Source organism: Citrobacter sp. wls757, from assembly GCF_005280935.1.
Classification (GTDB): Bacteria; Pseudomonadota; Gammaproteobacteria; order Enterobacterales; family Enterobacteriaceae; genus Citrobacter; species Citrobacter portucalensis.
The window spans coordinates 1-6,188 of the sequence record NZ_SZWU01000078.1 but is presented as its reverse complement, the minus strand read 5'-3'; the positions used below and the strand labels follow the sequence as shown (position 1 = coordinate 6,188).

Below are 6,188 nucleotides of genomic sequence, written 5' to 3'. Positions count from 1 at the left end.
GAAAGCCGGAGTCTGAGACTCCGGCTTTTTTTTACTGTACGGCAAGCGGCTGTTTACGTCGGTGCTGCCAGAAGTAACCACCGACCATCAGTAGCACAAGGACTGCCAGCCACGGCAGAACCGCCAGCAGATGCCCAGACCGGGCAAAGGTTAACGCAATCATCAGTAGCCAACCGCCCAGCATCGGAATCGCGGTACGCTTAACAATATCCACAGGCGAGACACCTGCAATCCCTGCGATAGCAATGATTACGCCAGCAATAGGCGATAACGTACGACCAATGCCCGCCGAGATCTGGATAGGCAACATCATGACAGCGATATCGCTACCGATATGACGGCTGATGTCCGGCACCATGGGTGCGAAGGAGAAAAATGCCGCATTCCCGGAGCCCATCAGCGCTGAAATTGCGAAGGTGATCAGGGTCATCAGCAGGATAATAGAGGCGGCGCTGAGGCCAAATTCACCGGAAAGTGACAACAGTGCGTCAACGGCACCAATGGCTTTCAGTCCGGCGGAAAAGACTTCACCGGCGATAATCAGCGTCACGACGGTGGCAAAAACGCTGCCCATGCTGTCAAAAACCTTTTGTACGCCAGCCATCACCTCACGCGCCTTGCGATGACGGCAGTACTCACAAACCAGCGTAATAGCGAGGCTTATCAGTACAGCGGTATCCAGCGTGATCTTGAGAGAGCTGAATACTAAATCGCTGCACACCAGCATCAATACCAGCGGCAGCATGGGCAGAAACAGCCAGGCTATAGGTGCGTCGGCTTCATCAGTCGCCGTTAATGTCTGCATTTGCTGAGCTGCATTGTCGCCACTTTCCCGACGGTCAAAAAAGCGTTGCACAACAATATGCAGTAGGGCGATGAAAAGAATGACGGGCACAACGATCGGCAACTGATCCTGCACGAAATAGTTCACGACCTCGATGCCTGCAGTTTTGGCGGCGAGAACAGAGTTGCCGGAGCCGGGGCCAAACTCAACCGCACAGGTACTGGCGATAACGGCGGCAACCGCGGCGCGGCTACAGCCCAGTCGGGTAAGCAGCGGGTAAAGCGTCGCCATCAGCAGCAGACCCAATCCGGTGGCGCTGCTGATAAACAGCGACAGGAATTGACCCAATAGCAGTGCCAGCCCCAGCAGCAGATATGGCGAGTTCAGCCGTTGCAAAGGACGAGACGTCACCCGAACCAGTACCTGGCTTGCGCCAATGGCTGACATGTAGGTGGCAAAACCACCAATCAGCATAATTTGCAGTCCGAGGCCGCCGAGACGCACGCTCAGGGTATCGCGAATAAACTCAAAGGCGTCAAAGGGGCCAAATCCGGTGCTCTTTTTCACCAGGCCACTGAGTGAGGTCATTCCGCTAAAATGCGCGATAAGCAACAGCACAATCCCGGTCAATAACAGTACCGACTGGGGGTGATATTTTTTGAGGATCAGACGTCCGGCAAAAATGATGGCGATTAGCGCCAGTAGCAATGACATTCTTGCCCCCTTACTCGAAGTTGCCGGTAACCAGGCACTCGCCATCCCGCAGCAACGGTTTACCCGCGGCAAACAGATGGGCCAGCGAGAGGTCATCATTGAGTACACAGATATCAGCACGTTCTCCGGCGCAGAGCACGCCCCCGGAAATACCCAGCGAGCGCGCAACGTTTGCCGTCAGCATCGCGATGGCCTGCGGCACCGGAATCCCGACATCAATCAGGCGAGGAAGCAGGTTAAGATTGCCTGCGACCGGTGCCGCGCTTAAACCTTCAACGATACCCTGAGCGTTAAAGCGCGGAACGCTGCCATTGCCGTCAGAACTGATCGTGATGCGATCCGCCGGAACCTGCGCTTCCAGGGCGTGGAGGATCGCCTGTTCCTGAGGTGTAAAGCGGCTGCCACCAGACGTAACGTCGATATGGCCGCCGCGATGGGCGAAAGCAATCGCCTGTTCGAACAAGGGTTCAGTTCTCGCAACATGCGTCGGTGAAATATGGTGAATCGGAATACCCGCATCACACAGCTCAATAAGTTGCGACATCCCTTCCGGCAGATTCCCCAGGTGCACATGCAGCAAGCCTTTTTTCCCAGCCAGCAGGGAAGCGACGCGAATATCGCTCACTATCCTCAGCAACTCCTGGAAAGAGGGGTAAGAGCCACGGTGATCGGCGAGGGCGATTTTTACACCAAGAATTGCCGGAATGAAGGCCATATCATCGCGGATGGATCGCGTAATAGTTGGGCTGGGAACGGCGTAGGCTCCCGTGTGCATAAACGCGCGTAATCCCTCAAGGTTGAGAGACTGCATTTTAGCGTAGAGATCTTTGGGGGAACGAGAAATGGCATCGGTGCCTAACACGCCAACCACCGTGGTAATACCTGCCTGAATCAGGTCGCGCAGCTTGACGGCGGGCGTCCGACTGGCAAATCCGGCTTCACCACCGCCACCGGTAAGATGAACATGCTGATCGATGATACCAGGGATAACCCATTTACCCCGACAATCGATGACCTCGTTGATGCCATCAAACAATGAAATATCTTTTTCTACCGCCACAATTCGGTCGGCATGAATGAGCAGGGAGCAGAGGCCTAAATCCTCAGGAGAAAAAACACGGGCATTGGTCAATAAAGTAAACATAGCGGTCCTGTCAAACGTCGAGGGTGAGAGTCGGCAGGTGAAACGAAATATTGTTGTTATGATGCCCACCATAAAGCCATTACTATAACTATGACTATTACCGATTTGTTATTGGAGGATGCGGTTATGGCATGGCGGAGAGCACAACGTGGATTGTAAGTGGCTGGAAGATTTTCTGGCCTTGAGCCAGCATGGAAACTACTCTCAGGCCGCGGCGCAGCGGCATATTACTCAACCTGCGTTGAGTCGGCGTATAAAGGCGCTGGAAGAGGTGCTGGGCGTGCCTTTGTTTGACCGGACAACGACCCCTGTCACGCTGACGCGCTATGGTGAACGCTTTGAACCTTATGCCCGGCACGTTCTCAGCACGTTAACAGAGGCACGCCATGAGCTGTCGGCGATGACGCCAGCAACGGATAACACGCTGGTGATGGTCAGCCTGCATACGCTGTCGGTGAATATCCTGCCGGATATGATCAACTACCTGCGACAGAGTGAGCCGCAGTTAAACTTTACGGTCAACGCCAGTATCCAGGGGATAGACAACCACTTCAATGCCCTGATGAACCGGCAAATTGATTTACTGGTAACCTACGATTTACCATCTGCCCAGCCGGGTCTGGAGATCGCCGGAGGGTTAAAACGTTCACTATGGCGGTATGAGCGATTTATACCGGTTATTTCCGCCCAGTTGGCTGATGCGCTTAATGATCCGCATGCTCCGATTCCGTGGCTATGCTATAGCGACTACACCTTTGTCAGACGTATTATTGAGTCGGCAGAACAACGCGTCCGCCCACGGCTAAAAAAAGTATTTGAGAGTGGTTTAAGCGAAACGATACGAGAAATGGTACTGCGCCATATGGGAATGGCCTGGTTACCTGAATCGATGGTGGCGGAAGAGTTGGTGAATCAGCAAATTATTCACTGCTGGCCAGAAAATACAGACCTGATTTGTGAAATCCCCGTTGTGGTATGGGCGAATCTTGAAGATCAACGTGCCGTTATGCAGAGATGCTGGGAGAAGTTGCTGCGTTTTTGATTGATATGGCGATTTTTTCCGCAGTTGATACAATGCTAACAAATTGCCCTTGCGAAGGTTATTCGCTTTGGTTAGTATTCACACCCGCTTCAGTGGGAAACAGTAAATATTCCCGCTTTAATGGTCGAAGCATTGTACGCGGCAACTCCGCAAGGAACAGGTTGATTATGCACGAAGCTCTTTTAGTAGTTTTCCTTATTGTGGCAATTGGCCTGGTAGGCTTGATCATGCTGCAGCAAGGCAAAGGCGCTGATATGGGAGCCTCTTTTGGCGCAGGCGCTTCTGGTACTCTGTTTGGTTCAAGTGGTTCTGGTAACTTCATGACCCGTATGACAGCTGTATTGGGAACCTTGTTCTTCATCATCAGTCTGGTGCTGGGTAACATGAACAGCAATAAGACCAATAAAGGAAGTGAGTGGGAAAATCTGAGCGCACCGGCGAAAACCGAGCAAACTCAGCCAGCTGCTCCGGCTCAGCCGACCAGCGATATCCCACGCTAAGTATTCTGTACCGAGGTGGTGGAATTGGTAGACACGCTACCTTGAGGTGGTAGTGCCCTAACGGGCTTGTGGGTTCGAGTCCCATCCTCGGTACCAAATTCCAAAAAAAAGACGCTGCAAAGCGTCTTTTTTTTCGTCTGTTATTTGTGGCTATCCTGTAGGTCGAATAAGGCGTTAACGCCGCCATCCGACATTATTACAACGCCTGATGGCGCTACGCTTATCAGGTCTACAGACATCCTATATTCCGCGCATAAAAAAGGCCGCTTTCGCGGCCTTAAGATAGTGAATCTTTACTTCGCCTTATTTTCCAGATTCTCAACCTGCGGCAGGCCGGTTGCGGAAGAGGCGGTCAGCAGGCCAGACTGCGCATAGCCGAACAGCTTCTCGCGGGTATCGGTGATATCCAGATTACGCATGGTCAACTGACCGATACGGTCGTCCGGAGAGAATACGGAGTCGCCTTTTTCCATCGTCAGACGTTCTGGTTTGTACGTCAGATTGTCAGACACGGTGTTGAGGATTGAGTAGTCATTACCGCGACGCAGTTCCAGCGTCACTTCACCGGTAATCTGGCTGGCAACCCAACGCTGCAGACCGTCACGCAGCATCAGCGCCTGAGAGTCGAACCAGCGGCCCTGATACAGCAGACGACCCAGCTGGCGACCGTGCGCGTGATACTGCTCGATGGTATCCTCGTTGTGAATACCGGTCAGCAGACGCTCGTAGGCGATATGCAGCAATGCCATCCCCGGGGCTTCGTAGATGCCACGGCTCTTCGCTTCAATGATACGGTTTTCAATCTGATCGCTCATACCCAGACCGTGACGGCCGCCGATACGGTTGGCTTCCAGCATCATCTCAACGTCGTCGCTGAAGGTTTTACCGTTAAGAGCAACCGGATGACCCTGTTCAAAACGCACGGTCACTTCTTCTGCCGGGATCTTCACGCTCTCATCCCAGAACTTCACGCCCATAATCGGGTTGACGATTTTGACGCTGGAATTCAGGAATTCCAGATCTTTTGCTTCGTGAGTCGCACCGAGCATATTGGAGTCTGTTGAGTAGGCTTTCTCAACGGACATTTTGTAGTCGAAACCACAGGCAATCATAAATTCGGACATCTCATGGCGACCACCGAGTTCATCGATAAAATCGGTATCCAGCCATGGTTTGTAAATCTGCAGTTCGGCGTTGGTCAGCAGACCGTAACGATAGAAACGTTCAATATCGTTACCTTTATAGGTGCTACCGTCGCCCCAGATGTTTACACCATCTTCTTTCATGGCGGCAACCAGCATGGTGCCGGTCACGGCGCGGCCCAGCGGGGTGGTATTGAAATAGGTCAGTCCGCCAGTGGTGTTGTGGAAGGCACCGCACTGAATGGCAGCGATCCCTTCGGCAACCAGCTGCTTACGGCAATCTACCAGGCGAGCATTCTCAGCACCATATTCCATTGCACGGCGAGGAATGGCGTCATAGTCATCCTCATCCGGCTGGCCCAAATTCGCAGTATATGCATATGGGACAGCCCCTTTTTGTCGCATCCACAGCAGTGCTGCACTGGTGTCCAGGCCGCCGGAAAAAGCGATACCAATACGTTGACCTACCGGGAGATGCTTGAGAATCGTCGTCATAAAATAAAACCCTGCTTGATAGACTGGTGAAGAGGTTGGCTTATTATGCTAATTGCATTTTTATGCAAAATAAATGAGTTTTCATTTAATCATCTTTTCTGGATGACAGGAAGAGTTTAGTGATAATTTCGTTAAATAACGGCGTGGGCGGCATATTTATCTTGCTGGGCTAGCGCTGGGCAGCATTCATTGATTTGCATAGTCGTAACAAGGTTGACATAACGCATAGTGAATCAATATACTGTGCGCAGATTTTACGTCCCGTCTCGGTACCAAATCCCAGCAGTATTTGCATTTTTTACCCAAAACGAGTAAAATTTGCCACGTTTCAGGCGCGGGGTGGAGCAGCCTGGTAGCTCGTCGGGCT

At 52.3% G+C, this 6,188-nt stretch carries 5 protein-coding genes and 1 tRNA gene; 3 read left to right on the top strand and 3 right to left on the bottom strand.

Features of this window, described 5'->3' with window-relative positions:
• Positions 1–31: 31 nt before the first annotated feature.
• Positions 32–1,498: a C4-dicarboxylate transporter DcuC gene (dcuC, locus tag FDW94_RS21900; RefSeq protein ID WP_137378254.1), complete on the bottom strand. Its 1,467-nt coding sequence runs from the start codon at positions 1,496–1,498 to the stop codon at positions 32–34.
• Between the two features lie 10 nt (positions 1,499–1,508).
• The gene (gene iadA, locus FDW94_RS21895) at positions 1,509–2,642 is read right to left on the bottom strand and encodes a beta-aspartyl-peptidase (RefSeq protein WP_137378253.1); all 1,134 of its coding nucleotides are present in this window, start codon (positions 2,640–2,642) and stop codon (positions 1,509–1,511) included.
• 148 nt (positions 2,643–2,790) lie between these two features.
• On the opposite strand from iadA, the gene FDW94_RS21890 reads away from it, so the two are divergent.
• The 3 genes from FDW94_RS21890 (at position 2,791) to FDW94_RS21880 (ending at position 4,280) form a co-directional block, all read left to right on the top strand.
• The gene (locus FDW94_RS21890) at positions 2,791–3,684 is read left to right on the top strand and encodes a LysR family transcriptional regulator (protein ID WP_008785916.1); all 894 of its coding nucleotides are present in this window, start codon (positions 2,791–2,793) and stop codon (positions 3,682–3,684) included.
• A gap of 167 nt (positions 3,685–3,851) precedes the next feature.
• Positions 3,852–4,184, top strand: coding sequence for a preprotein translocase subunit SecG (gene secG / locus FDW94_RS21885; protein ID WP_003025000.1), 333 nt, complete (start codon positions 3,852–3,854; stop codon positions 4,182–4,184).
• 9 nt (positions 4,185–4,193) lie between these two features.
• Positions 4,194–4,280, top strand: a tRNA-Leu gene (locus FDW94_RS21880).
• Positions 4,281–4,477: 197 nt separating this feature from the next.
• Here FDW94_RS21880 and argG read toward each other — a convergent pair.
• On the bottom strand, positions 4,478–5,821 hold the full coding sequence (gene argG / locus FDW94_RS21875) for an argininosuccinate synthase (RefSeq protein ID WP_005131837.1): 1,344 nt from the start codon (positions 5,819–5,821) through the stop codon (positions 4,478–4,480).
• Positions 5,822–6,188 lie beyond the last annotated feature (367 nt).